This window comes from Ruegeria sp. H9 (assembly GCF_056532915.1).
In genome coordinates this window covers 601,848-628,254 of sequence record NZ_JBQFNX010000002.1, presented here as the reverse complement: position 1 = coordinate 628,254, position 26,407 = coordinate 601,848, and the positions used below count along the sequence as shown (strand labels likewise).

Here is a 26,407-nt window from a genome sequence, read left to right as displayed (position 1 = left end):
CAATAACCAAAAGCAAGAACAGCACCGCGCATGAAAACCCTGACGACGACGCAAGAGCTGGCCGCATTCTGCTCGGCTGCTGCACAATATCCTTATGTCACTGTAGATACCGAATTTCTGCGCGAACGGACCTATTATTCGAAACTCTGTCTGGTGCAGCTTGCAGTGCCATCGGAAGATGAAGACAGCGCCGTTCTGGTTGATCCATTGGCTGACGGCATGTCGCTGGAGCCTTTGTACCAGCTGTTCAGCGACGAAAGCGTGGTCAAGGTTTTCCACGCCGCGCGGCAGGATCTTGAAATTTTTTGGGTCGACGCGGGAGTCTTTCCGACTCCGTTGTTTGATACTCAGGTCGCTGCGATGGTCTGTGGTTTTGGTGAACAGGTTGGCTATGAGACTCTGGTCCGGAAGATTTGCAAGGAAGGGGTCGATAAAACTTCTCGCTTCACCGACTGGTCACGGCGCCCTCTGACGGAAGCGCAGAAAACATACGCATTGGCAGATGTAACCCATCTTCGGAAAATCTATGAGCATCTGGCTGCAGAACTTAAGAAGTCGCGCCGGGATCACTGGGTCGCAGAAGAGCTTCGCATACTGACCCGACCCGAGACATATGACATTCGCCCGGAAGAGGCGTGGCGGCGGGTCAAAACGCGGACCAACTCTGCCAAGTTTCTGGCCGTGGTTCGAGAGCTGGCGCAGTTCCGCGAGGCCTATGCGCAAGAGAACAATGTGCCACGAAGCCGTGTGTTCAAAGACGATGCGTTGATCGAGATGGCCTCGACCAAGCCCAAGACGCCCTCTGATCTGGGCGGATCGCGCTTGTTGCTGCGCGAAGCGCGCAAAGGGGCGATCGCAGAAGGCATTCTGGAGGCGGTAAAACGGGGCGTAGGTTGCCCGCAAGACCGATTGCCGAAAATTGACAACAGCCGCGACAAGCTGAAGGTCAACCCTGCACTTGCAGATTTGCTGCGCGTTCTTTTGAAATCAAAGACCGAAAGCGCAGGCGTTGCCGCAAAATTGATCGCCTCCAGCGCGGAATTGGATCAGATCGCTGCAGGAGAACGAGAAGTTCCCGCCATGTCTGGTTGGCGGTTCGAGGTTTTTGGCGAGGACGCGCTGAAGCTTTGCGAAGGCAAGATTGCTTTGGCCGCCAAGGGACAGGCCGTGCAGGTTGTCTCGCTTTAACGGCGACGGGATTCCAACGCGTTCTGCTGGCCTTTGACCCGAACTAAACGAATACCTTCCAGTTCTTTCCGGCTTACATTGACGGCCTCTGAAACCATCCGCGACCGTTCGGTGCCCTGCGCAGTGGCGTAGTCCGGGTAATCCACGCGGAAGGTGAATTCCATAACGCCATTTTTGCTGAGTTCTTCAGATCTTACGCGCGCGAGCTGCGCGTTGAACGCACCCTGTCGAATGGCTGTGCCAGCCGCATAGATGATTGCACCCGTCGAGGTTGGGTCGATCCGCAATTCGTTGATCACGGCGATTGGAACGCTATTATCCTCGGCGTCCGGACGCTCGAACAGGCCTTTTTTGTCGGCATTTTCGGGAACCAAGGCATTAGCGTCATCGGCTGATACTTCGGATGGGCTGGGTGTGCTGCTGCCAAACCAGTTCGATGGATTCGCGCTTGAGTTGCTCCAGTTGCTACAAGCGGACAGAGCCATTGTGAAGATCATCAGAACAGGCAGAGTTTTGTGCATGGACCCAGTACTTTGTGCAACTTTACCTGCATCGGGTTAACGCAAATTCGATCGTTTGAAAAGCCACGCTGGGGACTGGACAGTCGGTAGCGCTGAGCATAGTTCACAATTGTGAATGCGTAACGCAAGGACGGACCCGATATGGCAACGCCAGCCTTCGAAGAGATAGTCGAGGATTTCGAGTTCCTGGAGGACTGGGAAGACCGCTATCGCCATGTGATCGAGCAGGGCAAAGCGATGGAGCCTCTGGATGATGCATTCAAAGTCCCTGCGACCAAGGTGAATGGTTGCGCCAGTCAGGTCTGGCTGCATCCAACCATTGAGGGCGGTCAATTCCGCTTTGACGGTGACAGCGATGCCCTGATTGTTCGGGGCCTGATTGCGGTTCTGCGTAGCCTGTATAACGGCTTGCCGGTGGCCGAGGTGCCCAGTGTTGATGCCGGTGGAGAACTCGCGCGACTGGGGTTGCAGGATCATTTGTCTGCCCAACGTTCGAACGGGTTACGCGCTATGATAGAACGTATTCGCGAAGTGGCATTGGCCAGCGCCTGACTTTTAGGTGGATTTGCGCGCTGCCCAGTCAGCAAGCGTGGTTTCCAAATCGCCATAGCCGGTTTGCCGACGTTCGAATTCCAGCCCCATCCGATCAGCGCACTCCTGCGCGCGACGGGTCAAGTCGGGATCATCGGTTTGCGCCTGATAAACGAGCTTGGTGTAATTGCCGAAATACATCTCTCGCAATTCAGGATGACGGTCCAGACCCAGCGGTTTCCAGACAAACGCATCAAACTGCCGCGCAAGGAAATCTGTCAGATAAAAAGCGGTGGTTTCATCGTCGCCATGCGCTGCAAAGGCCAGATTGCCCTCGAAGAAGGAATAGCAATGGGGCCCTTGGATCATCTCGACCCCCAGTCGCTTGCACGCTGCCTGTAGCAACCCACCGGTTCCGCAATCGGCATAGACAACGTAGATGCGGTCGTATGAGTCTCGATGCTTGGCAACCGCATCCTCGACCGCCTGTGTGATCTTTTCCGGGTGCACATGCAAAATGGCGGGCAGGCAAGTCAGGGCCATGTGATCCCAGCCGTTCCGTTCTTTCAGGTCCAGAATCTCGCGGGCCAGTGCACCACATGCGATCAGAAGAATCGACTCGGCGCTGTGCGCTGCGACATAGCCCTGACGGGTCAGGCTGTCATCGTCTGGGATCTGTGAGTCGGTCATCTGATCTCTCTGGCTGGTCTTTAGCTATATATGTGCCCGAGGTTCGGACAAAAAAGGCCGCCCCAAAAAGGACGGCCTGTCTCACGATATGATCTCGCGCCTTAGCCGGCCAGTTGGTTGTGCTTGCGCGACATGAAGTCCTTGGCCATTTCCACCGCCACGGCTGCGTCGCGGCAATAGCCGTCAGCGCCGATCGCCTTGCCGAACTCTTCGTTCAGCGGAGCGCCGCCAACCAGAACGGTGTACTCATCACGCAGGCCTTGTTCGACCAACGTGTCGATTACGACCTTCATATAAGGCATCGTCGTCGTCAGCAGAGCGGACATGCCCAGAATGTCGGGCTGTTCGTTTTCCAGCGCTTCGAGGTAGTTCTCGACCGGGTTGTTGATGCCGATATCGACAACTTCGAACCCGGCGCCTTCCATCATCATCGCAACAAGGTTCTTGCCGATGTCATGGATGTCGCCCTTGACGGTGCCGATCACCATCTTGCCAACGCGCGGAGCACCAGTTTCAGCCAGCAGAGGCTTCAGGATCGCCATACCGCCTTTCATGGCGTTGGCCGCCAGCAGAACCTCAGGCACGAACAGGATGCCGTCGCGGAAGTCATGGCCGACAATTGTCATGCCGCCAACCAGCGCTTTGGTCAGGATGTCATAGGGTTGCCATCCGCGCTCGAGCAGGATGTTCACACCTTCTTCGATCTCTTCCTTCAGGCCGTCATAAAGGTCATCGAACATCTGTTCGACGAGTTCGTCGTCATTCAGTTCGGACAGGACGATGTCTTCTTCATCAGACATGGGTATTTCCCTGAGCTGTGCGGGCCTGCGGCCCGTGGTGGCATTTTCACCGTTTTGGCCATTTCGTCGCAGGTCTACTGTGACGATTGCGACCTAGGTCGTTCTGAGACCGACCTATAGGCCGAATATTCGCACTCAGCGACATCGAATTTTGCAAGATCATCCTGCATTGGTTTCATTAGCCACGGTAAATTCACCTGCAGTCTAATGCGTCGCCTGTTTCGAGCATCTGATGATTTTTGGAAATCGAAACATGAATCTTGCCAGTGAAACTGGTTTTAATTACATCTAGTGATAGGAACAAAAAGCGAACAAATGACTGCTGCCATCAAAAGCCCTGGGCGCGGAGCAACCTCAAACGAAGCAGGTCGATTCGAGAGGTTTACAACCGAGTTGACCGAAGATGGCTGGGATTTGCCAGAGGAACTGCCCCCGTTGCGGACCGAAGTTCGGGAAGAAATGGCGCGCAATCTGATCACCTATAACAAGTCGCCGGACCTACCTTTTGACCGATCCATAAACCCATATCGGGGCTGCGAGCATGGATGCGTGTATTGCTTTGCTCGGCCAACGCATGCGTATCTGGGGCTGTCTCCGGGTTTGGATTTCGAAACCCGCCTTGTTGCGCGACCCAATGCGGCTGAGCTATTGCGTCGCGAACTCTCAGCACGTTCTTACAAGGTGGCCACGATTGCACTGGGAACCAACACCGATCCCTATCAACCGATCGAAAAAAACCGCAAGATAACAAGAAGCTGTCTAAAGGTTCTGAGAGATTTTCAACATCCGGTCGGTATTGTGACCAAGGGGGCTCTGATCGAGCGTGATCTTGATATTCTGGCACCGATGGCCCGCAATGGCCTTGTCCGGGTTGGCATCTCGCTGACCACATTGGACCGCGATCTTTCCCGACGGATGGAACCCCGGGCGCCTTCACCGCAGCGCAGGCTCGGAATGATCCGCAACCTGACCGAGGCTGGCGTGCCTGTGCGCGTTATGACGTCTCCAATCGTGCCCGGATTAACCGATCATGAGCTGGAAAATCTGCTGGAGGCCGGAAAGCAGGCTGGCGCCGATGCTGCAAGCTGGATCATGCTGCGGCTTCCCCGTGAAGTATCCGCGCTCTGGCGCGAGTGGCTGATCGAACATCAGCCGGGCAGGGCTGAGAAGGTGATGGCACGGCTGCGCGAAATGCATGGGGGTAGGGAGTATGATCCCCGATGGGGCCATCGCATGCGGGGCGAAGGGACCTATGCCGAGATGATTGCGCGACGGTTCAAGGCCGCAGTCAAACGTCTCGGGCTGTCGACTGATATGCCGCCACTAAACTGTGCGGCTTTTGCGCCGCCACCTCAGCCCGGTGATCAGCTGGCTTTGTTCTGAAACCTTTGTTCAGAAACTGATGCCAATCCCGGCGGAGAATCCGTTAACCGTATCGCTGCCGTAATAACGGACCATAAACCGTGTCGTTGATACCCAAGGCACCCATGTGTCGGACAGATCAACCTCGATCCCGCCACCTACGCGGGCCAGCCAGTCGGTGCCCAATACAAGTGACTGATCCCCGATCAGATAGGACAGGGACAGATCGCCCACCCAGCGGACCGGGCGACCGAACATGCGTTTTCCAGTTGGAAAGCGGTAGCGTGACCACAGAACTGCATTTGCGGCAGTTGATTCAACCAACAAGTCCTCGTTGTCTCCGATAGGCCAGTATTCGATATGGGTATAGCGCAGGCTTGCCTCGAATTCTCGGTCGTTGGACAGAGCTTTCTCGTACGAGACCGTCATCGATCCGCCTGCGCCACCAGCCCAGATGCCGCCGCTTTCGAGAAAGTCTCGATCAAGCCCCAGGCGGTTGGCGATGGCTTGCGCACCGACAGATGCGTCGGATTGCGTACGTCCGACCGAGATATGGGCCATCGGGGTCATTTTCCAATACTCGCCGATGTCGAACTGATAGCCGACACCGCCGGTCAGGGCGAGGCTGGTCCATTTCAGCGGAATACGCGTGGTATCTCCGGTGCCGCTGAAGGTCAGAACGGGGTCATAGCGCGCGTAGCCTATATACCCCTCAAGATAGATCGGCACGCCCTCAGCAAGGCGAAACCCGCCGCCCAGCTGGGCGGATTTGAAATCGTAATCGCGATTGTCTGTATTTGACTGCAGCGAGATTGCGCTGGCAGAATCGTCCGGGATGCCTGCTAGCCCTAAGATTGCCAGCGACCCGGCGGCGTTTTCCTGCTGCTGCTTCTCAAAAGCACGTTCCAGCACGCTTTGAGCGGAAGCCGATTGCGCAAGTAGCAACATAATGAACAAGAAGATGAAACGCATGAGAACCAAACAGTATTCGCCGGACGTGGCAACATTAGGCGGACTGAGGCAGTGCGGAAAGATGCATCGAAACAGTCATTTACGATTGGTTTCGAACGGTCTCATTTTGGTAACGCTACGGAAAAAAAGACCCCGGATAACCGGGGTCTTAACATCGATATTGTGTGTGTATCAGCGGTTTTCGATGTCCACGTAATCGCGGTTGGTCGCGCCCAGATAAAGCTGACGTGGGCGTCCGATCTTATTCTGTGGATCGGCAATCATTTCTTTCCACTGGCTAACCCAGCCAACGGTACGTGACAACGCGAAGATTGGCGTGAACATCGACGTTGGGAAACCCATCGCTTCCATCACGATGCCCGAATAGAAGTCGACATTCGGGAACAGTTTCTTTTCGATGAAATACGGATCTTCCAGAGCCTGTTTTTCCAGCGCCTTCGCGACCTGTAGTTTGGGATTGTTTTCTACGCCCAGCAGGTCAAGTACTTCGTCTGCCGATTGCTTCATCACTTTCGCGCGTGGATCGAAGTTCTTGTAGACGCGGTGGCCAAAGCCCATCAGACGGAACGGGTCATCTTTGTCTTTGGCGCGCTCGATAAACTCGGGGATGCGGTCCACGCTGCCGATCTCTTCCAGCATTTCAAGGCAAGCCTGGTTCGCACCACCATGGGCCGGACCCCAGAGACAGGCGATACCGGCCGCGATACAGGCGAATGGGTTTGCACCCGAAGAAGATGCCAGACGCACCGTCGAAGTCGAGGCGTTCTGTTCGTGATCCGCCTGCAGCATGAAGATACGATCCATGGCGCGTGCCAGAATCGGGTTCACCTCGTAATCTTCGGCAGGAACGGCAAAACACATGCGCAGGAAGTTTGACGCATAGTCCAGGTCGTTGCGCGGGTACACGAAGGGCTGACCGATATGGTATTTGTAGGCCCAGGCCGCGATGGTCGGCATTTTTGCGATCAAACGGTGCGAAGCTACTTCACGCTGACGCGGGTCCGCGATGTCGGTCGAATCGTGATAGAACGCGGACATGGCACCAACCACACCCACCATGATGGCCATCGGATGCGCATCCCGGCGGAATCCGCGATAGAAATACTGCATCTGCTCGTGCAGCATCGTGTGGCGGGTGATTGTGGTCTCGAAGTTCTCCAGATCCTTCGCCGAAGGCAGCTCGCCATACAGCAGCAGATAGCTGAGTTCGAGGAAATGCGACTTCGAGGCGATCTGTTCGATCGGATAACCGCGATGCAGCAACTCGCCCTTGTCACCGTCGATGAATGTAATGGTGCTGTCACAGCTTGCGGTGGACGTGAAACCCGGATCATAAGTAAAGACGCCAGCCTGACCATAGAGCTTGCGGATATCGATCACATCGGGCCCAGCGGTCGGAGAAAACACCGGCAGATCATAGCTTTCGCCGTGGACAGTCAGTTTGGCTGATTTTTTGCTCTCGGTCATGTTTGTCCCTTCTTCATTCGTGCGCATGCCGGATCGCTGTCCGACAAAGCAGGCAACGACTGCGTTCCGTCGCGCAGTCCGTTCTTAACGGAGCAGCGTTACCCTTATGTGAAATCAGGCCGGGTTCGCTGCATCAGAAAGCCGCGCCAGGGTTTCATCGCGCCCAAGCACAAGCATCATGTCAAATACCGAAGGTGTAACTGCCCGGCCCGCTAGTGCCGCCCGCAGCGGACCAGCCAATTTGCCGAACTTAACCCCATTCGCCTCTGCGAACGAATTCAGGGTCTCCTCCAGTTCGTTCCGGGACCAGCTAGCATTTTGCAGCTGCGGCGTCAATTCTTTCAGTATACCGTCGGATACAGATGCCAGCGCCTTTGCGGCCTTTTCATCTGGCTGGATAGGTCGCGACGTAAGCACAAAATGAGCTTTTTCAATGAGTTCCGGGAACGTGCGTGCGCGGTCCTTGAGGCAATACATCGCACGGACCAAATCACTGGATTGTGTTTCGGAAAGCGGCGGCAAACCAGCTGACTTCAGATATCCCTGAATTTCATGCTGCAGCGCGGCATCTTCCCCGACGGCAATATGTTGTCCACAAAGGTTTTCAAGCTTCTTCACATCAAACCGCGCCGGGCTTTTGCCAATGCCATCCAGATCGAACCACTCTTTAGCTTGGGCATCGGTAAAGAACTCATCATCCCCATGGCTCCAGCCCAGCCGAGCCAGATAGTTGCGCATTCCGGATGCCGGATATCCCATGGCCTGATATTCTTGCGCCCCCAACGCACCGTGACGTTTGCTGAGCTTTTTTCCATCGGGTCCATGGATCAAAGGGATATGCGCCCAGACTGGTACATCCCAACCCATCGCCTCGTAGATCATCATCTGACGGGCGGCGTTGTTGAGGTGATCGTCGCCCCGGATCACATGAGTCACGCCCATATCATGATCGTCAACCACAACGGCCAGCATATAGACCGGAGTCCCATCCGAACGCAGCAGGATCATGTCATCCAACTGATCGTTGCGAATGGTGACATCGCCCTGCACCTGATCGCGGATCACAGTGGCACCGTCTTGCGGAGCCTTGATGCGGATCACGTAAGGTGCGTCGGGATGTATGGCAGGGTCAGCCTCGCGCCACGGGCTGCGAAACAGGGTCGACTGCCCCTCGGCCCGCGCCTGTTCACGGAATGCAGCGATTTCTTCCTGCGTCGAAAAGCACTTGTATGCCTTGCCGTCGGACAGCAATTGATGCGCGACCTCTGCATGTCGAGGGGCACCCTCGAATTGGCTGACCACCTCACCGTCATGATCAAGCCCTAGCCAGTCCATGCCTTGCAGTATGGCCGCTGTTGCTTCCGGCGTGGAACGTTCCCGATCGGTATCCTCGATCCGCAACAGGAACTGGCCGCCGCGACCCCGCGCATAAAGCCAGTTGAACAGAGCAGTGCGGGCGCCACCGATATGCAGAAATCCGGTGGGAGAGGGGGCAAAACGGGTGACGACCTGATCGGACATGGTGTGGATTAACCTTTTGGTAACCTTAGCGGGCATAGTTTGGCGACTATCTACCCAGCCCGAAGGACGGGGGCAACCATGCGTGTTCTGACACGGGTCGAGACCGCATTGCTGACCCAGCGGGGACACTTGTTTCCGTGGTCCCCGATCTGCCTGGCGGTCGGGATTGGTTGGTATTTCAGCCTCAGGTTCGAACCCGAGGTTGAGCTCTATGTCGGCGTCCTGGCGCTTGCCTTGCTGGCGCTTGCCTCCACCCGTTTCATGGGGGCCGCGTGGTCACCGCTAGCCACTGGCTTAGCCCTGATCGCGATGGGGTTCGCTCTGGCCGGGGCGCGGGCACATATGGTTGCGGAGCCGGTCCTGCAATGGCGTTACTATGGCCCGGTCGAGGGGAGGGTCGTAGCGCTAGACCGCTCTGCGTCGGATGCGCTGAGGGTGACATTGGATCAGGTGCGGATCGGGGACGTTCCTGCTGATCAAAGACCCCGGCGCATCCGGCTGTCTATTCACGGGGAGTCAGTTGCGCTGTCCCCGGGTCAGCGGATTATGACCACAGCACATCTTTCGCCGCCGCAAGGGCCAGTTGAACCCGGAGGTTTTGATTTTCGCCGCCACGCCTGGTTCCAGCAACTCGGCGCTGTTGGATACACTCGGGTTCCGGTCCTGACGTCGGCTGCGGCGCAAGATGGTTTGGACGGAGTGCGTATCACGGCCTGGCGCATGGAGATCTCGGATCGGGTGCGCACGATCCTGCCGGGCGAAGTCGGGGGCTTTGCCGCCGCCGTAACTACCGGTGATCGCAGCGGGATGGGGCAGGCCTCGTTAGAGGCGTTGCGCGCGTCCAACCTGGCTCATCTTCTGGCGATTTCGGGCCTGCACATGGGTTTGCTGACCGGTTTCGTTTTTGTGGCGTGCCGCATGGGGTTCTCAATGGTACCTGTCATCGCGCTTCGCATGCCCGTACGCAAGGTGGCAGCGCTCTGCGCGTTATTCGCGTCGACAATCTACCTGCTTCTGTCTGGTGGGAACGTCGCGACTGAGCGCGCCTTTGTGATGGTCTGCGTTATGCTGGGGGCCGTATTGCTGGACCGGCGCGCGATTTCGTTGCGGGCGGTGGCCGTGGCTGCGCTGATTGTTCTTACCTTTCGCCCAGAAACTCTTTTGAGCCCCGGATTTCAGATGTCTTTTGCAGCCACAACCGCCTTGGTCGCAGGGTTTGGCGCGTTGCGGGGCTATGGCCCAATGCCAGGCCCAAAATGGCTGCGGCCTATGCTGGCCTTGTTGACATCCTCGGCGATCGCGGGGATCGCGACAGCTCCGATCGGGGCGGCGCATTTCAACGCTATTTCACACTACGGGTTGTTGGCAAATCTCGTCTCCGTGCCCGTCATGGGAACGCTGGTCGTTCCAAGTGCGGTGGTCGCCGCCCTTCTTGCACCTTTTGGGCTTGAAGCGATTGCATTGCACGTAATGGGTCTTGGGCTGAGATGGATCCTTACCGTTGCCAATTGGGTCGCGGGACTGGAGGGCGCGCGCGGGTACGTGGTAAGCCCAGACTATTTCGTATTGCCTGTTCTGGCTCTGTCTCTTCTGTGGCTAATGCTGTGGCAAGGGCACGCACGGTGGCTCGGCATCGCCCCGGCGGCATTGGCGATAGCGCTGTGGGGTCAGGGAAGCCGCCCAGACGTGCTGATCGCCGATACCGGCGGGCTGGTCGGAGTGATGACTGAACACGGGCGCGCGCTGAGCAAACCGAAAGGCAGCGGATTTGTCGCGTCGGTTTGGCTGGAAAATGACGGGGACGGGGCAGATCAACCAAAGGCCGCTTTGCGATGGCCAGAGGCACCAGCGGGAATTCAACGTTTTCTTCTGGGAGACAAAGAGCTTGTCCACTTGACTAGCAAGCGGGCTGCGAGCGCCTTTCAGGAATGCAGGAAAGATCAGATCATTGTCGCCCCGGTGTCGTTGACTTTGACCGGTGAATGCAGCGTTTACGATACGGAATTTCTGCGGAAGACAGGCAGTCTTGCGTTATCCAAGGGGCGTTTGTTCGCGAGTTCTGATATCTCAGGCCGCCGCCTATGGTCCCCCAAGCTGCCTCAGTAGCTTCGGATCAAGCCTACCAGGCGGCCCTGAACTTTCACCTTGTCCTCTGGCAGCACGCGGGTCTCATAGGCCGGATTCGCCGCTTCCAGCGCAATGGCCTGACCTCGGCGGAAAAACCGTTTCAGCGTGGCTTCCTGATCTTCCACCAATGCCACCACGATGTCACCGTTGTCAGCGGCCGTTGTTTCGCGGATCACCACGACATCGCCATCGTTGATACCGGCGTCGATCATCGAGTCGCCACGAACCTCAAGCGCATAATGTTCACCACGGCCCGAAACCATCGAGCCCGGTACCGCAACGCGGTGCGACACATGGCTGATCGCTTCGATCGGTACACCGGCAGCAATCCGGCCCATAACAGGCAATTCCATTGCATCAACTGTGATGGGTTCAAAGTTCGCGGGGCGTGGACCTTCAGGGCGATCGCCTTCAATCACACGGGGTTTGAAACCTGTAGTTGGCTCTCCCCCAAGGCTTTCGGGCAGCTTGACAACTTCGATGGCACGGGCTCGATGGGCAAGGCGGCGGATAAAGCCACGTTCTTCCAGCGCGGTGATCAGTCGATGAATCCCGGATTTTGACCGTAGATCCAACGCGGCCTTCATCTCATCAAAACTGGGCGGAACACCGTCCGCTTGCACGCGTTTGTGGATGAATTCCAGCAAATCCAATTGCTTCTTGGTCAGCATTGCTCATACCTCGTCGCTCATGCGTTTTCTTTTGTTCTACGCATGTTCACGTTTTGTGTCAACGGATTTGCTAGATCGGCAGGTAAAGGACCTCATCCCCGGCCTCGCGCGCGGGATCGTGGGGTTGGCGTACCAATAGTGCATTGGCTTGCGCCAAAACACTTAGCAGCGAGCTGTCCTGATCATCACAGGCGCGGATGCCGCCGTTGTCCAACACCGCCCGCATATAATGCTCACGCGGGCCATTTTTTCCGAGCGGGGCAGAAAGGCGGGCGCGTTGGAATGGCTGTAGGGCCTGTTCAATCCCCAACATGCGGCGCACCATTGGGATGAGGAACAGGTAACCGCACACCATGGCACTGACCGGGTTTCCGGGTAGACCGACCATCGCAGCATCCCCAAGCCGCCCGGCCATCAGTGGTTTACCCGGTCGCATGCGAATCTTGTAGAACGATTGCTTCAGCCCAAGACCTTCCGAGACATCCGCAACCAGGTCGTACTCGCCAACCGACGCCCCTCCGATGGTCACCACGAGGTCAGCGCCCTGTGCCAAGCCAAAAGCTGTTTCTAATGACGCTAAGGTATCTTGTGCGATAGGAAGTACACGAACTTGTGCGCCAGCATCTTCCAGTAACGCCTTAAGACCAAAGGTATTTGAGGCGATGATCTGATCGGGGCCGGGTGTTTCTCCGGGCATCACCAGTTCGTCACCGGTTGAGATTAGTGCAACCACGGGTTTGCGGGTCACAGGGACCGAAGCGATGTTCATCGCTGCCATTAATGCGACATCTTCGGGTCTGAGCTGGCGCGGGGCCGTGATCTGCGTACCGATGCTGAAATCGATCCCCGCAGGGCGGATATTGGCCTTTTCACCGGGGGCGTCGATTATGGTGATCAGATCACCGCGTCGGTCGACATCTTCCTGTATGACGACGAAATCTGCACCATCCGGCACAGGCGCACCAGTGAATATCCGCACAGCTTGGCCGGGTCCGACGCTTCCAGCAAAGCGACGTCCGGCCGCTGCTTCGCCAACCACTTTGAACATTGCATGCAGTTCGACTTCGGCCGCGTTAACGGCGTACCCATCCATTGATGACGCCGCAAAGGGCGGCTGATCACGCGTTGCTGCAACGTTTTCTGCCAGGATACGACCGGCAGCCTCGGCAAGTGCAACCGTTTCTGCGGGCAGCGGTGAGACCAGATCGAACAGCAGAGCCCGCGCTTCTTCAACCGAGATCATGATGCCTCGTAACGCCCTGATTTTCCGCCGTCTTTCAGTAGAACACGAATGCCGCCGATCTCCATCGATTTGTCCACGGCCTTCGCCATATCGTAAACCGTCAGTGCGGCTGTCGAGACTGCTGTCAGCGCTTCCATCTCTACGCCGGTCTGGCCGGAAGTCTTTACAGTCGCTTCAATCTGAACGCCGGGAAGGTCCGTGTCTAAGCTCAGTTCAATGGCGACTTTGGTCACGGGTAGCGGATGACACAGAGGTATCAGGTCAGGCGTTTTCTTGGCGCCCATTATGCCCGCAAGTCGGGCAACACCAAGAACATCGCCTTTCTCAGCGCGTCCTTCTGAAATGATATCAAAGGTTTCCTTCGCCATCTTGATGTATCCAGATGCAACCGCAACCCGGTCGGTGACAGCCTTGTCGGACACGTCCACCATATGGGCCTCACCTTTGGCATCAAAATGGGTCAGCGGCATCACATCACTCCGGGAATGAGCGGGTTGGCGAGCAGTGCTCGAGTTGCCGAAGCTACATCATCCTGACGCATCAGGCTTTCACCAATAAGGAAACAGCGCGCACCGTAGCGGGCGATATCTGCGAGGTCCGCCGGAGTGCTAAGGCCGCTCTCGCAGACGATCGTGCGATCCGCTGGAACCAGCTTTGACAGATGACGAGTTGTATCAAGAGTCGTCTCGAAGGTCTTGAGATTGCGGTTGTTTATCCCGATCAGCGGGCTTTTCAGCTGCGATGCCCGCTCAAGCTCGTCTGCGTCATGGACTTCGATCAGAACATCCATGCCCCAGTCAAACGCGGTTTGCTCAAGCTCGGCGGCCTGTGCATCGCTGACCGATGCCATGATGATCAGGATGCAATCCGCACCCAATGCACGCGCTTCGACCACCTGATAGGGGTCGTACATGAAGTCCTTCCGCAATGCTGGCAACGAACAGGCCGCGCGCGCTTCGGTCAGAAAGGACTTGTCACCCTGAAAGCTAGGCGTGTCCGTCAGAACCGACAGGCAAGCCGCGCCGCCCTCTTCATAAGCTTTGGCAAGCGCGGGCGGATCGAAATCAGCGCGGATCAGACCTTTGGACGGGCTGGCCTTTTTGACCTCGGCGATCAATCCGTACCCCTTGCGCATAGCCGAATGCAGGGCTTCGGCAAAACCGCGTACCTCGGGTGCGTTCCGTGCCTCAGATTCTAGTGTTTCCAGAGGCTTATGCGCCTTATCCGCAGCGATCTCTTCCAGCTTGTACGCTTTGATTTTGTCCAGAACGGTCTCGGTCATGCGGCTTCCTGTGTAATGCGCGCCAGCGCGGTGATCTTTTCACGGGCCTTGCCGCTATCAATGCTTTCTGTGGCCATCGCAACGCCCTCGCGCAGATCGCTTGCCGCATCTGCAACGACCAGCGCCGCTGCCGAGTTCAGCAACACCGCGTCGCGGTAGGCTGAAGGTGCCCCATCCAGCAGGGCGCGGAAGGCGACCGCGTTCTCTTCGGGCGTGCCGCCGATGATATCTTCGAACGGATGCACCGGAAGGCCTGCATCTTCGGGGTGAAGCTCGACCTCTTTGACAACGCCGTCCTCAACCGATGCGACCCAGCTGACCCCGGTGATCGTAAGCTCATCCGTACCGTCTGAGCCGTGGACTAGCCAGGCATGTTCAGCCCCAAGCAGACCCAGAGTTTCGGCCATCGGGCGGATCAGGTCGCGGCTGAACGCACCGGTCAGTTGGCGCTTCACTCCGGCGGGGTTGGTCAGGGGGCCCAGAATGTTGAAAATCGTGCGCGTCCCCAGTTCTTGCCGCGAAGGCATGACATGGGCGATCGCCGGGTGGTGCATTGGGGCCATCATAAAGCCGATACCGACCTCTTTCAGCGCTTTCTCAACGACTTCCGGGCCGACCATTACGTTGATACCTAGCTGCCCAAGAGCATCTGCTGCGCCGGATTTCGAGCTCAGATTCCGATTACCGTGTTTTGCAACGGTGACACCGGCGCCAGCCGTCACAAAAGCCGTGGCTGTCGAGATATTGAGTGTTCCTTTGCCGTCGCCCCCCGTGCCAACGATGTCCATCGCGCCAGCGGGAGCTTTCACTGCATTGCATTTCGCGCGCATTACGGCAGCGGCGGCGGCGTATTCCTCGACCGTCTCGCCGCGCGTGCGCATTGCCATCAGCAACCCGCCGATCTGGCTGGGCGTGGCGGCCCCATCAAAGAGGATGCCAAAGGCCTGTTCAGCCTCGGCACGGGTCAAAGGTCGATCGGCCGCAGCACCGATCAGAGGTTTCAGAGCGTCGCTCATGCGGGGACTTTCATTTCGTTCAGGAAGTTCTTAAGCAGGGCGTGACCATGCTCGGACGCGATGGATTCCGGGTGAAACTGGACGCCGTGGATCGGCAGTTCTTTGTGCTGCAGACCCATAATCGTGCCATCCTCAAGCTCGGCCGTGATCTCAAGGCAATCGGGCAGGCTTTCGCGTTCTACAACAAGCGAATGATACCGGGTGGCCTCGAAGGGTGAGGGCAGGCCAGCGAATACACCTTTGCTGGTGTGTTTCATCGTGCCCATTTTCCCGTGCACGATCTCATGACAGCGCACAACCTTGCCGCCAAATGCCTGACCGATGGTTTGATGCCCCAGACAGACACCCATCAGCGGTGTTTGCGTTTCGGCTGCCGCCTCGGTCAGCGCCAGACAGATACCCGCCTGATCGGGGTCACATGGGCCGGGGCTGAGCAGAATACCAGCCGGGTTCATCGCCATTGCTTCCTGCACATCCAGCGCGTCATTCCGGCGCACGACCATCTCGGCCCCGAGCTCACCCAGATAATGAACGAGGTTGTAGGTAAACGAGTCATAGTTGTCGATCAGCAGCAGCATTTGGGCACTTATCTTCCTATGGGCATTTCGGGCTGGCGATGCAGTCCCTGAGCGCGGTATAATGTCGGGACATACATGCTCAGGCTTGTGCGGCAGCGTCAAGAGGACATACCCAACTTGACACCGTACAGGTGAGCGTCGCGGAAGATGGCGTCTGGGCAGATGAGGCACGAAACAACGCGAGAGGCGAGATTTCGATGAGCGGATTTTACGGTGGAGTGATCGCCGGGGCGGTCTCGGTATTGGCACTGGGCGCGGTTCTTTCGCTGACAACTCCTTTGTCACGTAAACCAGATGTGACGGCAACCGCGCCCGAAGTGGCTGATACTCCGCAGCCCCTGGAGGCTGCGAAAGTTGAAGAAAGCAATGCCGATGCTGATCTGGTTGAGTTGCCACCATCCGGCCCTGAAACCCCCGATCTATCATCAGATTCGCTGGATGGCTTGGCAGGTATCGAGCTTGAGCCCGGTGCCCGTCCTGAGGCGGGTGGAGCACCGACCGTAGCCGAGGCACCTGCAGCGATCTCATCTTCTGACGTGACCGTTCAAACCGAAGCGCCCGCGGCACCGCCAAATCCACTTGCCGAACCAACCTCGCCACGTCAGGAAGCCGAACCGGGAGCGCTCGCGGACGCTCCAGCAGCGCCTGCGCCCGAGGAAGCCCCGAAACCGCAGGTGGCGGAAGAAACGCCCAAGGAGGCCCCTCAGGTCGCAGCCCTGCAGCCTGAGGCCGTGGAATTGCCGGATGCCGCGCCAGAGGCTGAGGAAGCGGAACCCGTGCCTGATGAAAATCCAATCGCGGTTGAGGGTGAAGAAGATACCCGCCCTGTACGTCAGCCGCGCGTATTGACCCTGCCGCAAATTGGCGGAGAGGGGGCCACAGGTTCCGGTTCGTTGATCGGCAAGCGTGTCGTGCCCCTAACCGAAAGGGATGACCCGCCCGTCGAACAAGCCGTGATTACTCCAGAAGTGGTGGCCAAGCCCATCGAAGCACATGCTGCCACCTTCGAAAATCCAGAATCCAAGCCATTGATGTCGATCATTCTGATCGATGATGAAGGGGCTTTTGGGGCCGAGGCGTTGCAGGATTTCCCATACCCGCTAAGTTTTGCCGTAAGCCCGTCTGACCCGAATGCAGCGGAAAAAATGGCCCGTCATCGCGAGGCTGGATTTGAAGTATTGGCCTTGGTTGACATGCACGAAGCCGCCAGTGCTCAGGACGCTGAGGTGTCGTTGTCGGTGTGGTTGGATCAATTGCCTCAAACCGTTGGCATTCTGGAAGGTGTCGGAAGCGGCATTCAGGGCAACCGAAAGCTGGCTGATCAGGTTGCGGCGATTGCCGGAGATACCGGGCGCGGGCTGGTGACGCAGGACAATGGTCTAAACACTGCGCAAAAGCTTGCAGCGCGCAACGGCATTCCATCCAGCGTAGTGTTCCGCGATTTCGATGGTGCCAAACAGGACCCCAAGATCATGCGGCGTTTTCTGGATCAGGCAGCCTTCCGCGCCGGACAGGAAGGTGCCGTGGTGATGCTGGGGCGTCTGCGTCCCGAGACGATCTCGGCTCTATTGCTGTGGGGGCTTGAGGATCGCGGCAGCCGCGTGGCGATGGCCCCAATTTCTGCCGTGATGATGAAAGAAGTCCAGCAGGGCGTTGCCGGATCGCTGACGGACGGGTGACGGCAGCGACCATCCGCCGCCCTACTAGCTGTTTCCGCTGCCTGTAAACCGCGCCGCATCCGCAGCCGCGCGGCGAATGGCGTTCGATTTATGGACGGTCTCCATGTATTCCGCTTCTGGGTCGCTGTCATAGACAACGCCGCCTCCAGCTTGGATATACAGTTTGTGGTCTTTCACAATGGCCGTCCGCAGTGCGATGCACATATCCATGTCGCCGCCTGCGCTGAAATACCCGACACCGCCACCGTAGATGCCGCGCTTTTCAGGCTCCAACTCGTCGATGATCTCCATCGCGCGCACTTTGGGCGCGCCTGATACCGTGCCTGCAGGCATCCCGGCAAAGAACGCGTCCAATGCGTCCTTGTCTTCGGCCAGTTCACCGACCACGTTTGATACGATGTGCATCACGTGGCTGTAGCGCTCGATGATGAACTCTTCGGTGGGACGCACGGTTCCAATCTTAGAAACACGCCCGGTGTCATTGCGGCCCAGGTCCAGCAACATGAGGTGCTCGGCGAGTTCTTTCTTGTCGGCCAGCAGGTCGATTTCGTTGGCTTTGTCTTCTTCGGGCGTCGCGCCACGCGGGCGGGTACCCGCGATAGGGCGGATCGTGACCTCATTGCCGAAGACACGCACCAGAATTTCTGGGCTTGCACCTACGACCTGAAAGCCGCCGAAGTTGAAATAGAACATGAACGGCGACGGGTTGGTGCGCCGCAGCGAGCGATAGAGAGCAAATGGCGGCTGCGGAAAATCCTGTGTCCAGCGTTGGGCTGGGACGACTTGAAAGATATCACCTGCACGGATATATTCCTTGGCCTTTTCAACGGCTTCCATATAGCCCGATTTGGTGAAGTTAGAGACAGGAGCCCCAACTTCTATTGCGTCACCCAGATCGCGCGTCTCGGCCGGCATGGCACGCTCAAGATCACGCACGGCATCCATCACACGCTCGGCGGCCTGCGCATAGGCGGCTTTGGCGCTTTGGCCCTCGCTGGCCCATGCGGGCGACACCACGGTAACCTCGCCTTTGACGCCGTCCAACACAGCAATGACCGAGGGGCGCAGCATGATCGCATCTGGCAGGCCCAACGGGTCAGGGTTCACATCCGGCAGGTATTCCACCAACCGGACCATGTCGTAGCCCAGATAGCCAAACAGGCCAGCGGCGGCCTGCGGCAGGTCAACGGGAAGCGCGATGCGGCTTTCAGCCAACAAGGCGCGTAAGTTGTCCATCGGGTTGCCATCCTGTGGCTCGAACGCCTCGGCATCGAAGCGGGCTGATCGGTTCAAGGCCGATGTCTCGCCCTGACAGCGCCAAATCAGATCGGGCTTCATTCCGATGATCGAATAGCGCCCACGCACTTCACCCCCGGTTACCGACTCGAGCATGAAGGCGTCTTTCTGAGCGCCTGTCAGTTTCAGCATCAGTGAAACCGGCGTATCCAGATCAGCGGCGAGGCGGGTATAGACGACCTGATTTTCGCCCGCATCATAAGCGCGCGCGAAACTTTCGAAATCCGGGGTCAGGGCCATGTTCTGTCTCTTTTAGTAACTGGCCCGTACCGCGTTCAGCGCTTGCTGATCCAGCACAGGGCGTGCGCGTGTCTGGGCATTGCGCACATAGATGTCAAAGATGTTCTGCGCCAGCGCCTGGCTCAATTGCGCAGCCAGTGCATCCTGCATCTGGCGTTGCTCATCGGTTTCCGCCGGAGGCAGCTCTTCATCCAGACGCACGATCAGGGCGTTACCGTTTCCGGGAATGACACGCAGCTCGCCAGGGTCCATTTCAAACACCTGAGTCATGAAGTCCACGGGAACATCCTCGAGGAATGCGGTACGTGTCAGCGCATTTTCGACACGGAAGGGCAGGCCTGTGGCGGTAAAGTCGCCATCTGTTGCCAGCTGGGTCAGAACCGTGTTGCCCTGATTTTGCAGCGCTTTCGCAGTTTCTACCTGCAGCCATGCCTCGGCGACACGGTCACGGGCGCTTTCCAGAGGTTCCGGGCGCGGCTCTAGCACTTCATTCAAGCGCAGCGCAAAGATCGAACCATCTTCAAGGAACGCGACCTCTGGGAAATCACCTTCTTGCACAGCCTCAGCCACTGCGCGGAAGCCGTCATACGCGGCGACGCCATCGTCGCTTTGCTGGGTCCAGTCGATCTGACCCAGTTCCATCTCGGTCTCACCGGCCAGTTCTTCCAGTGTTGCGCCACCTGCAAGCAGGTCGTTGATGTCTTCGGCCTGTGCTTCGATCTGACGGCGCGCTCGGTCGGCGGCGAGTTCTGCACGAAGTTCGGGTTCGGCGTCTTCGAAACTGACATTGTTCTCGGCCAGCGATCCATTGATCCGGAACAGGGCAGGGCCGAACACCGTGGGAAGCGGGCCGACCACATCGTCGATCTCGGCGGCAAACACGGCGTCGGCTGCATCGCCCAGATCTTCACGGGTGACATCGCCCAGATCAACATCGCTCAGCTCAAGCTGACGTTCGCGGACCAACTGTTCGAAATCGGCCCCGCCAACTTCAAGTTGTGCCAGCGCCTCGGTTGCGGATTCTTCGCTGGGATAGGGCAGACGCTCGACCAAGCGGCGCTCGGGTTGGAAAAATTCGTCAGCGCGTTGGTCGTATAGACGGCGCAGAGAATCTTCGTCCACTTCGATCGTGTCGAGCAGCATGTCGGGCGACAGAATGGCGTAGGTCAGTTGCTTGGTGCGGGGCAGGGTGAACTGATCGGTATTCTCATCGTAATATGTCTGAATCTGCGCGTCTGTGGGTTGGGCCACGGGCGTTTCGAGAAGGTCGGCAGACAGGGTCGCCACGGTAAAGCTGCGGCGGGCTAGCACATAGTTCGACAAAGCCTCGGTCAGCGTACGGGGCATTTCAACACCGCTCATGACCGCACCCTGAACGATGGTGCGTGAAGATTCTTTGCGCAGATCCGATTCGAATTCGGAATCGGTCATTCCGACCTGTTCCAGCTGAAAGCGATAGGCTTCGCGGTCGAATGTACCGTTTACACCTTGGAACGCCGGTATCTGTACAATCTCGTCCTGCAGGTTCTCGTCACCGATCGAAATGCCTAGCTGTCCGACCTCGTTATCGATTGCGGCCAGCGCGATCAGGCGCGAAAGGGCAAGTTGATCGAGGCCAAGATCATGTGCCTGCGAAATCTGCATTGCCTGTCCGGTTTGCGCTTCGACGGCCCGGATCTCGCGCTGAAGCTCACGAAAATACGCGTCGACCGAAACGCTTTCATCACCGACCTGCGCAACCGTACGAACGGTTCCGGTCAGGCTGGTGGCGCCAAAGCCCGCAAGGCCCAGCATCAAAAGACCCATGAGAATCCAGACAAAGGTTTTGGATAGGTTTTTCATGCCTGCGGCCATGGTGCCCTCTTGGTTTTGTCGGCAAATGTCTGCCCAGTCGGTTGCGGCCCTGAATACGATGCGTGCAGCCGGGGGGCAAGCTTAGAAGGACAAGCCCTGCAATCGGTCGAACAATTGCGCGATACCGGCGCGGTCGAGGTTGGCAAATGCTACACGAACCTGCCGCTTTCCCGCGGAATCGCCCTCTGGCATGAACATGGCACCCGGCAAAAGCAGTATACCTGCCTCGGGTACCAGCCGCCGGGCCAATTCGTCGGAAGCGATGCCAAAGGGATGTTCGAGGTAGGCAAAGTAAGCGCCAAGTCCCAAAAGACGCCAGCCTTTGTCTTCAAGGCGTGGCATTCCTTCCGCGATGGCCGCTCTTCGGTCGAGAATTTCATCTCGTTCACCCGCAACCCATTGGGTCAAGTTCCGCATGCCCCAAAGCGCGGCAAACTGGCCGATCTGGCCGGGGCAGATTGCGACCGTGTCCAGAAATTTCTCGATCTCCGCCAAAAGGGCGGGGCTGGTTGAAATCGCGCCAACACGGTGACCGGTCAGGCGATAGGCTTTTGAGAACGAGTAGAGATGGACAAACGTACCGTCCCAACCCGATTGCTGGAACAGGTCATGAGGCGCGCCTGATCGGCTGTCGAAATCGCGATAGGTTTCGTCAACCAACAGACGAAGCCCCGTTTCCCGCGCAAGATCATAGAAGCGGCGCACCAAGTCCGAAGGGTATTCGACACCACCGGGATTGTTCGGCGTCACCAACGAAATCGCCCGTGTCTTTTCGGTGATAAGGGCGCGGGCCCGTTCCGGATCGGGAAGCAAATCATCGTCTGTGGGCAAATCAACGGTTTTTACCCCAGCCATATCCAGCCACATCTTGTGATTGAAATACCAAGGGGTCGGAAGGATCACCTCATCCCCCTGATCGGTAATTGCCGAAATCACGGCTGAAAAGGCCTGATTGCAACCCGAGGTGATTGCGATCTGATTCGCCGATACCTCAGCCGCATAATGTGCGCTGATCTGAGCCGCGAGTTCGGACCGCAGTTCATCGTTGCCCAGAACCGGGCCGTATAGATGCGCGCTGTCCTGCTCGACCGCGAATTCGGCCATTGCTTGCCGCAGCGCTAACGGGGGCGGATCGACCGGAGCCGCCTGACTGACATTGATCAACGGACTGTCGACCGCGAACTCGACCCCGTCCAGCCAACGGCGTGCCTCCATCACCGGAGGGGCAAAGGTGGCGGCAGTGCGGGTCATTGTCATGGTGAGTCCGTGATTTCAGCGCTTATGAAAAACGCTTGATTAATCGGTGCCCCGATAGGGTTCGACATATTGCAGCGCCATGTCCCATGGGAAGAAAATCCAAGTGTCCTGACTTACCTCGGTAATGAAGGTGTCGACCATCGGACGGCCCTTGGGCTTGGCGTATACGGTCGCGAAATGCGCTTTGGGGAACATCTCGCGCACGAGTTCCAGCGTTTTGCCGCTATCGACCAGATCGTCGATGATCAGAATACCGGTGCCATCACCCATCAGATCTGCATTGGGCGCTTTGAGAATTTCTGCTTCGCCCTGCGCCTGATGATGATAAGACTTCACGCTGACAGTATCGACCGTACGGATATCCAGTTCGCGGCTGACGATCATCGCGGGGGCCATGCCGCCACGTGTAATTGCCACGACCGCACGCCAAGCGCCGTCATCTGGTCCTTGCCCATCCAGACGCCACGCAAGAGCGCGCGAGTCGCGATGAATCTGATCCCAGCTGATGTGGAAGCCTTTTTCGTGTGGCAGGCGGTCCTTGGCGCTCATGGTCTGTTATCCTTTTTCAACGTCCGGCGCGTCGACGGCCTTCATTCCGACGATGTGATAGCCTGAATCCACGTGCAGATTCTCACCTGTCACTCCGCTGCTGAGATCAGACAGCAGATACAGGGCCGATTTACCAACATCATCGATGGTCACATTCCGGCGCAGGGGCGAGTTATACTCGTTCCACTTCATGATGTAACGGAAATCGCCGATGCCGCTGGCCGCGAGCGTCTTGATCGGGCCTGCCGAGATCGAATTCACGCGAATGCCGTCTTTGCCCAAATCCTCGGCCAGATACTTTACGGATGCCTCAAGGGCGGCTTTGGCAACACCCATTACATTGTAGTGTGGCATGACCTGTTCGGCGCCGTAATAGGTGAGGGTGATCGCACTGCCGCCTTCGTTCATCATTTTTTCCGCGCGCTGCATAACGGCGGTGAAAGAGTAGACCGAAACATCCATCGTCAGGTTAAAGTTCGCGCGCGATGTGTCGACGTAACGCCCGCGCAATTCGTTCTTGTCAGAAAAGCCAATGGCGTGGACGACGAAATCCAGTTTACCCCATTTCTTTTCGAGCGCGCCGAAGAGTTCATTAATTGATTCTTCGTCGCTGACGTCACAGGGCAAAACGATCTCGCTGCCCAACTGCGCCGCCAATGGATCGACGCGTTTTTTCAGGGCGTCCCCCTGATAGGAAAAGGCCAGCTCGGCCCCGGCGTCGGACAAGGCGCGGGCGATACCCCATGCGATTGATTTGTCATTGGCCAGTCCCATGATGAGGCCGCGTTTTCCGGCCATCAACTGATTTGACATCTTCGGTTCTCCGCCTGTCGTCGCATTGTGTTCGGTTGGTTTATGCCATTGATTGTCCTGCTTCAAGGCCATGCGCTCTTGCCCGCAGCGGGTTCTCGCCTTAGGGTCATGTTAATTGTTTCCTGGGGATGGAAATGAACGAGCATAATGGCATCTTCGCCGGGGCTGATCCGTTTGAAATCGCGGATCGGTGGCTGGCCGAGGCAGAAAAGACCGAACCGAATGATCCTAATGCGATTGCTTTGGCAACCGTGGACCCGGAAGGTTTGCCGAATGCCCGTATGGTTCTGCTGAAGGAAATCGAGAAGGACGCGTTTGTTTTCTATACGAACTATCACAGCGCCAAGGCTCAGGAGTTGGACAGCGCCCACAAAGCGGCTTTTGTGATGCATTGGAAATCTTTGCGGCGACAAATCCGTGTTCGTGGTACAATCACCAAGGAAGATGGGCCGCAGGCGGACGCGTACTACGCCTCGCGCTCGCTCAAAAGCCGCTTGGGTGCTTGGGCGTCACACCAGTCGCAACCGCTGGAAAGTCGTGCATCCCTGATGGCCGAAGTGGCTAAAGTGACCGCAAAGTTGGGTGCCAACCCGCCTCGCCCTGAATTTTGGGGGGGATACCGTGTAACACCTGTCGAAGTCGAGTTCTGGGCCGATGGTGCCTTCAGGTTGCATGACAGGTTTCAGTGGAAGCGACAAAATGTCGATTCCGACTGGCAAGTGCTGAGGTTAAATCCATGACGTTCGCGTTGCGTGAAATGCAACTGTTTGCAGACAATAGCTTTTTTCAGCTTGAATTTGCGAGCCAAAACATAAACAAGAAACCCTTAACGACTTGCCTATCGTAATGGGAAAACAGTGCCAGAAGATCTGAACAGCATGTACCGCGTCCGTGGACACGTAAAATGGTTCGATCCCGCCAAGGGATACGGATTTGTTGTGTCTGACGAAGGCGGCCCGGACATTCTGTTGCACGTCAACGTGCTGCGAAACTTCGGGCAAAGCTCGGTCGCGGATGGCGCCGGCATCGAGATCATGACCCACAAAACTGATCGCGGTGTTCAAGCGGTCGAAGTGATCAGTGTTGACCCGCCTGTTCGCGCGGAAACTATGATGTTGGCCGATTTTGCCGAGCTTGATCCAACCGTGATCGGCAGCGCTCCGCTTGAGGCTGCGCGCGTCAAATGGTTCGACAAGGGCAAAGGGTTTGGCTTTGCCAATGTTTTCGGCAGCAGTGAAGACGTATTCCTGCATATCGAGGTGCTACGTCGTTCTGGGTTGGCAGATCTGCAACCGGGCGAAGCGCTGGCCATGCGGGTCATTGATGGCAAGCGCGGAAGAATGGCCGCGCAGGTTCTGGCCTGGGAAGCGGCCCTGAACGACTAGGTTCTGAATGATGAGAACGGCTTTCGTACTGGCGCTCCTGAGTTTTTTGATTGGCGGGATCGCGCGGGCTGAATGCCGTCCGGATCGTGTCGAGCTTCGAAATGATCTGGCAGAGGTTCGCTTCGACGTTGAGCTGGCCATCACACCGAAAGAGCGATCGCGCGGATTGATGTTTCGCGAAAGCATGCCGAACAGATCTGGAATGCTGTTTGTTTTTGATCCGCCGCAACCTGTTGCGTTCTGGATGAAGAATACCCTGATTCCTCTTGATATGATCTTTGTTGATCGCGCGGGCACGGTGACGCGTGTGCACGAAGGTGCAATTCCGGGGGATCTGAGCCCAATCGAAGGCGGCGATTCGGTTTATGCGGTCCTGGAAATCAACGCTGGCCTAGCCGAGCGTTACGCCATTCGGCCTGGTTCGCAGATGCGCCACGAAGTTTTTTCGCAAGGTCCTGCAATTTGGCCCTGTTAGGGCTTTTCAAATCAGATCGGCACGTTTAGGAAGGCGCACGGTCCGGGGCGTGGCGCAGTCTGGTAGCGCACCTGTTTTGGGTACAGGGGGTCGTAGGTTCGAATCCTGCCGCCCCGACCATTTTTCCTCTACACTGGCGTTCCGCCATAGTCGGTGTAGAGTTTGGAAAAATCCCTGTCCAAATCTTTGCTTTCAATAGGTATTCTAAGAGTTGAACCATCTTTCTGCGGAACCAGAAAGTACAACTCTGCGTCCACGCGATACCCGGCCTGATTCTTGGTCGAGCTCAGCCGCGTTACGATTTGCGGCAAGTTCTGCGGATAGCCGTTGAAGCTGAGAATCAAATACGCCGTTGCCTCGGGCGGCAAGGTCTCGCGGCATTCAAAGATGCTTGCGGTGGTCTTGATATACTTGTCGCCCGGCCCCGCGCAGTCGGTCCTGAAGGAATTGAAAAGGTTCTGCGGATAACCGTCGAATTGCGCGCTGCGAGATGCAGGTGGTGCTTCCTGTGATGTGCAGGACACGATTAGCGCCACAATAGTTAACAATGAAATCAAACGCATGTAGAGTAGATTTCCCATCCAGAAATGTCGTGTGATTTCAAGTATGGCACGCGCTGCGATGTCGTGACGATGATTCTCTGAACATCTCCTTAACGCGGGATCGGTTGATCAATGACCTCTAACTGTGGCGGAAAACACGAGAAATCACTCTGACACATCAAGGCGGAATGGGCTGGTCGTCCGGGACATGTCTGTGGAGGAATCGCGATGCGGCGAAATTCCGCCGGTTCAGCAAAACAGGTCAAGCTAAAAGATTCCAAAAATGACCGAAAAAGCCCGTTGACCAACTATGGGAATATACGTCAGATTGTATGGGCCGAAAGACGA

26 protein-coding genes and 1 tRNA gene are annotated in these 26,407 nt (G+C 57.2%); 9 read left to right on the top strand and 18 right to left on the bottom strand.

The features are described from left to right. The first annotated feature begins 30 nt into the window (after positions 1–30). Positions 31–1,188: a ribonuclease D gene (rnd, locus tag ACR0CZ_RS11660; protein WP_170392960.1), complete on the top strand. Its 1,158-nt coding sequence runs from the start codon at positions 31–33 to the stop codon at positions 1,186–1,188. On the opposite strand, the gene ACR0CZ_RS11655 is transcribed toward rnd, so the two are convergent. Then, the gene (locus ACR0CZ_RS11655) at positions 1,185–1,709 is read right to left on the bottom strand and encodes a hypothetical protein (protein WP_170392961.1); all 525 of its coding nucleotides are present in this window, start codon (positions 1,707–1,709) and stop codon (positions 1,185–1,187) included. The two genes, rnd and ACR0CZ_RS11655, sit on opposite strands and share 4 nt — an antisense overlap. Positions 1,710–1,850: 141 nt before the next feature. Between ACR0CZ_RS11655 and ACR0CZ_RS11650 the strand changes: the two genes are divergently transcribed. Next, a complete protein-coding gene (locus ACR0CZ_RS11650) occupies positions 1,851–2,261 on the top strand; it encodes a SufE family protein (protein ID WP_170392962.1) in 411 nt (136 codons plus the stop codon). A 3-nt stretch (positions 2,262–2,264) separates the two neighbouring features. Here ACR0CZ_RS11650 and ACR0CZ_RS11645 read toward each other — a convergent pair whose 3' ends face one another. Then, positions 2,265–2,930, bottom strand: coding sequence for a DUF1638 domain-containing protein (locus ACR0CZ_RS11645; RefSeq protein WP_170392963.1), 666 nt, complete (start codon positions 2,928–2,930; stop codon positions 2,265–2,267). A 101-nt stretch (positions 2,931–3,031) separates the two neighbouring features. Then, the gene (locus tag ACR0CZ_RS11640; protein ID WP_170392964.1) at positions 3,032–3,730 is read right to left on the bottom strand and encodes a corrinoid protein; all 699 of its coding nucleotides are present in this window, start codon (positions 3,728–3,730) and stop codon (positions 3,032–3,034) included. Between the two features lie 315 nt (positions 3,731–4,045). Here ACR0CZ_RS11640 and ACR0CZ_RS11635 point away from each other — a divergent pair, with 315 nt between their 5' ends. Beyond that, complete coding sequence (locus ACR0CZ_RS11635) at positions 4,046–5,113, top strand: PA0069 family radical SAM protein (RefSeq protein WP_170392965.1); 1,068 nt, start codon at positions 4,046–4,048, stop codon at positions 5,111–5,113. Positions 5,114–5,122: 9 nt separating this feature from the next. Here the strand turns inward: ACR0CZ_RS11635 and ACR0CZ_RS11630 are convergent, their stop codons facing one another. From ACR0CZ_RS11630 to gltX, 3 genes are all read right to left on the bottom strand, one after another. Continuing rightward, positions 5,123–6,064, bottom strand: a complete 942-nt coding sequence (locus ACR0CZ_RS11630) for an autotransporter domain-containing protein (protein ID WP_170392966.1) — start codon at positions 6,062–6,064, stop codon at positions 5,123–5,125. Positions 6,065–6,235: 171 nt separating this feature from the next. Continuing rightward, the gene (gene gltA / locus ACR0CZ_RS11625; protein WP_170392967.1) at positions 6,236–7,531 is read right to left on the bottom strand and encodes a citrate synthase; all 1,296 of its coding nucleotides are present in this window, start codon (positions 7,529–7,531) and stop codon (positions 6,236–6,238) included. A 114-nt stretch (positions 7,532–7,645) separates the two neighbouring features. Then, positions 7,646–9,052, bottom strand: a complete 1,407-nt coding sequence (gltX, locus tag ACR0CZ_RS11620; RefSeq protein ID WP_170392968.1) for a glutamate--tRNA ligase — start codon at positions 9,050–9,052, stop codon at positions 7,646–7,648. Between the two features lie 78 nt (positions 9,053–9,130). On the opposite strand from gltX, the gene ACR0CZ_RS11615 reads away from it, so the two are divergent. Next, positions 9,131–11,158 (top strand): ComEC/Rec2 family competence protein, encoded by a 2,028-nt coding sequence (locus tag ACR0CZ_RS11615; RefSeq protein ID WP_170465324.1) that lies wholly within the window; start codon positions 9,131–9,133, stop codon positions 11,156–11,158. On the opposite strand, the gene lexA is transcribed toward ACR0CZ_RS11615, so the two are convergent. The 6 genes from lexA to ACR0CZ_RS11585 form a co-directional block, all read right to left on the bottom strand. Beyond that, positions 11,152–11,850, bottom strand: coding sequence for a transcriptional repressor LexA (gene lexA, locus ACR0CZ_RS11610; RefSeq protein ID WP_170465326.1), 699 nt, complete (start codon positions 11,848–11,850; stop codon positions 11,152–11,154). The two genes, ACR0CZ_RS11615 and lexA, sit on opposite strands and share 7 nt — an antisense overlap. A gap of 70 nt (positions 11,851–11,920) precedes the next feature. Beyond that, positions 11,921–13,093 carry a molybdopterin molybdotransferase MoeA gene (locus ACR0CZ_RS11605; RefSeq protein WP_170465328.1) on the bottom strand — a complete coding sequence of 391 codons (1,173 nt, stop codon included), beginning with the start codon at positions 13,091–13,093 and terminating at the stop codon, positions 11,921–11,923. Beyond that, positions 13,090–13,563 (bottom strand): cyclic pyranopterin monophosphate synthase MoaC, encoded by a 474-nt coding sequence (gene moaC / locus ACR0CZ_RS11600; RefSeq protein WP_480503277.1) that lies wholly within the window; start codon positions 13,561–13,563, stop codon positions 13,090–13,092. The genes ACR0CZ_RS11605 and moaC overlap by 4 nt, the downstream gene beginning before the upstream one ends. Further along, on the bottom strand, positions 13,563–14,375 hold the full coding sequence (gene trpC, locus ACR0CZ_RS11595; protein ID WP_170392973.1) for an indole-3-glycerol phosphate synthase TrpC: 813 nt from the start codon (positions 14,373–14,375) through the stop codon (positions 13,563–13,565). The genes moaC and trpC overlap by 1 nt, the downstream gene beginning before the upstream one ends. Further along, complete coding sequence (gene trpD, locus ACR0CZ_RS11590; RefSeq protein ID WP_170465332.1) at positions 14,372–15,391, bottom strand: anthranilate phosphoribosyltransferase; 1,020 nt, start codon at positions 15,389–15,391, stop codon at positions 14,372–14,374. Before trpD ends, trpC begins: the two co-directional genes overlap by 4 nt. After that, positions 15,388–15,969: an anthranilate synthase component II gene (locus ACR0CZ_RS11585; RefSeq protein WP_480536933.1), complete on the bottom strand. Its 582-nt coding sequence runs from the start codon at positions 15,967–15,969 to the stop codon at positions 15,388–15,390. The genes trpD and ACR0CZ_RS11585 overlap by 4 nt, the downstream gene beginning before the upstream one ends. Positions 15,970–16,166: 197 nt before the next feature. Between ACR0CZ_RS11585 and ACR0CZ_RS11580 the strand changes: the two genes are divergently transcribed. After that, positions 16,167–17,648, top strand: a complete 1,482-nt coding sequence (locus tag ACR0CZ_RS11580; RefSeq protein ID WP_480503275.1) for a divergent polysaccharide deacetylase family protein — start codon at positions 16,167–16,169, stop codon at positions 17,646–17,648. Between the two features lie 24 nt (positions 17,649–17,672). On the opposite strand, the gene trpE is transcribed toward ACR0CZ_RS11580, so the two are convergent. The 5 genes from trpE to fabI form a co-directional block, all read right to left on the bottom strand. After that, positions 17,673–19,184, bottom strand: coding sequence for an anthranilate synthase component I (gene trpE, locus ACR0CZ_RS11575; RefSeq protein WP_170465335.1), 1,512 nt, complete (start codon positions 19,182–19,184; stop codon positions 17,673–17,675). 12 nt (positions 19,185–19,196) lie between these two features. Further along, positions 19,197–21,038 (bottom strand): SurA N-terminal domain-containing protein, encoded by a 1,842-nt coding sequence (locus ACR0CZ_RS11570; RefSeq protein WP_170465336.1) that lies wholly within the window; start codon positions 21,036–21,038, stop codon positions 19,197–19,199. Positions 21,039–21,119: 81 nt separating this feature from the next. Further along, positions 21,120–22,295 (bottom strand): aminotransferase, encoded by a 1,176-nt coding sequence (locus tag ACR0CZ_RS11565; RefSeq protein ID WP_170392979.1) that lies wholly within the window; start codon positions 22,293–22,295, stop codon positions 21,120–21,122. A gap of 39 nt (positions 22,296–22,334) precedes the next feature. Then, positions 22,335–22,844: a xanthine phosphoribosyltransferase gene (gene gpt, locus ACR0CZ_RS11560; RefSeq protein WP_170392980.1), complete on the bottom strand. Its 510-nt coding sequence runs from the start codon at positions 22,842–22,844 to the stop codon at positions 22,335–22,337. Positions 22,845–22,850: 6 nt separating this feature from the next. Beyond that, positions 22,851–23,657, bottom strand: a complete 807-nt coding sequence (gene fabI, locus ACR0CZ_RS11555) for an enoyl-ACP reductase FabI (RefSeq protein WP_170392981.1) — start codon at positions 23,655–23,657, stop codon at positions 22,851–22,853. 134 nt (positions 23,658–23,791) lie between these two features. Here fabI and pdxH point away from each other — a divergent pair, with 134 nt between their 5' ends. The 4 genes from pdxH to ACR0CZ_RS11535 all read left to right on the top strand — a co-directional run bounded on the left by pdxH (position 23,792) and on the right by ACR0CZ_RS11535 (position 25,637). Continuing rightward, entirely contained in the window at positions 23,792–24,397 is a 606-nt protein-coding gene (pdxH, locus tag ACR0CZ_RS11550; RefSeq protein WP_170392982.1) for a pyridoxamine 5'-phosphate oxidase, read from the top strand. Between the two features lie 117 nt (positions 24,398–24,514). Beyond that, positions 24,515–25,042: a cold-shock protein gene (locus tag ACR0CZ_RS11545; protein ID WP_170392983.1), complete on the top strand. Its 528-nt coding sequence runs from the start codon at positions 24,515–24,517 to the stop codon at positions 25,040–25,042. 7 nt (positions 25,043–25,049) lie between these two features. Further along, positions 25,050–25,517 (top strand): DUF192 domain-containing protein, encoded by a 468-nt coding sequence (locus ACR0CZ_RS11540; RefSeq protein WP_170392984.1) that lies wholly within the window; start codon positions 25,050–25,052, stop codon positions 25,515–25,517. Between the two features lie 43 nt (positions 25,518–25,560). After that, positions 25,561–25,637: transfer RNA gene (locus tag ACR0CZ_RS11535), tRNA-Pro, on the top strand. Positions 25,638–25,645: 8 nt separating this feature from the next. Here ACR0CZ_RS11535 and ACR0CZ_RS11530 read toward each other — a convergent pair. Next, a complete protein-coding gene (locus ACR0CZ_RS11530) occupies positions 25,646–26,098 on the bottom strand; it encodes a hypothetical protein (RefSeq protein WP_480536934.1) in 453 nt (150 codons plus the stop codon). Positions 26,099–26,407: the final 309 nt, after the last annotated feature.